At 70.6% G+C, this 1,587-nt stretch carries 1 protein-coding gene; it reads left to right on the top strand.

Translation table 11 applies throughout. The features are described 5' to 3' along the window. Positions 1 to 141 precede the first annotated feature (141 nt). Complete coding sequence (locus BUE45_RS31015) at positions 142 to 1,575, top strand: NF041680 family putative transposase (protein WP_073384473.1); 1,434 nt, start codon at positions 142 to 144, stop codon at positions 1,573 to 1,575. Positions 1,576 to 1,587 lie beyond the last annotated feature (12 nt).

Genomic DNA, 1,587 nt, shown 5'->3' with positions numbered 1-1,587 from the left:
CTAGCTTGGCGTTTAACCTGGAGCCCGTGACCGGATACCGGCCTGGTCACGGGCTTCGTCGTTTCCCGTACACAACAACGGTCTTCGCGTGATCATGTGCTTCAACCACGAACACACCTGATCACAACGAAGACCGTCACCATGAGTCTGCTGCACCACCACGCCCCTGTCGAGCCACTGCCGGAATTGTCCCGCTTCCGAGCGCAGTTCCACGCCTGCCTGACCACACGCGCTGATGCCCTCTTCGAGGTCTGCGAAGCCCTGGTCAGCACCCCGACCCCCGTGCGCCACCTGGCCCAACTCTCGTTGGAGCCCGAACACCACCGCGGTCACGGCTCGGCCTACGCCGCCCTGAACCAGGGCCGCATCGACACCACCCACCTACGCTGGAGCCTGGCCGCGCTGCCCCTGCCCCGCTTCCACGGACGCCTGGTCCTGGCCTGCGATGTCAGCCCCTGGCTACGCCCGGACGCCTGGACCAGCCCCGAACGGTCCTGGTGCCACACCTACGGGCGTGGCACCGGCCAGGCCGAAATGGTCCCGGGCTGGCCCTACTCGGTGATCGTCGCCCTGGAGGAGGGCTCCACCTCCTGGACCGCCCCGCTGGACGCAGCACGCCTGCCCCCGGGAACGGACGAGACCGCCTTCACCGCCGCCCAGGTGCGGGACCTGCACACGCGCCTGGCCGCCGCGGGCCACCACCAACCTGAGGACCCCGACGTGCTGGTGGTGGTCGACGCGGGCTACGACGCGCCCCGGCTGGCCCACCTGCTGGCCGACCTGCCCATGCGCGTGGTGGGACGGCTGCGATCGGACCGGGTGCTCTACGGCCCGGCCGAACACCGACCGCCCAGCGCCAGCGGCCGTCCGGCCAAGCACGGCGCCCCGCTACGGATGGCGGCCCGCGCCACCTGGCCCGAACCGGCGACGGTGACCACCACCCCCACCCGCCGCTACGGGACCGCGACCGTACGGTCTTGGGATCGGATGCACCCCCGGCTGACCCACCGGTCGGCCTGGGCCGATCACCCCGGCCAGCTACCGGTGGTCGAGGGCACCCTGGTGCTGCTGCAGGTGCAGGCTCTGCCTTCCCGGCGCTCCCCCAAGCCGTTGTGGTTGTGGGCCTCGGCCACGGGGCTGGCCCCGGAGGGGGTCGACGAGCTGTGGTGGGCTTACCTGCGCCGGTTCGACATCGAGCACACCTTCCGCTTCCTCAAACAGATGCTGGGCTGGGACGCGCCCCGGTTGCGGGACCCGCGGGCAGCGGACCGGTGGTCCTGGGTGGTGCTCGTGGCCTACACCCAGTTGCGGTTGGCCCGAGGGCTTGTCGTCCAGGTGTGTCTGCCCTGGCACCGGCCGGTGGAGCCGGTCCGGATGAGTCCGTCCCGGGTCCGTCGGGGGTTTCGGTACATCCGCGCGGACCTGCCTGGGTGTGTGGGTGCACCGAAACCCTCGGGGCCGGGTCCGGGGCGCCCGGCGGGGAGTCGGAACAAGCGTCCAGCTCCCCGCTACGGGGTCCCGAAGAAGCACGAAACGAGCATTAAAGGCCGCTCCGGAGACAAGCAACCAGGTTAAACGCCAAGCTAG

The sequence above is a fragment of the Nocardiopsis flavescens genome (assembly GCF_900141985.1).
Taxonomy (GTDB): domain Bacteria; phylum Actinomycetota; class Actinomycetes; order Streptosporangiales; family Streptosporangiaceae; genus Nocardiopsis; species Nocardiopsis flavescens.
The sequence above is the reverse complement of the archived record's forward strand: the minus strand, read 5'-3'. Positions and strand labels throughout refer to the sequence as shown.

Excerpts from the sequence above, each read along its gene's own strand:
- BUE45_RS31015 (WP_073384473.1), top strand. The coding sequence starts at position 142 with ATGAGTCTGCTGCACCACCACGCCCCTGTCGAGCCACTGCCGGAATTG.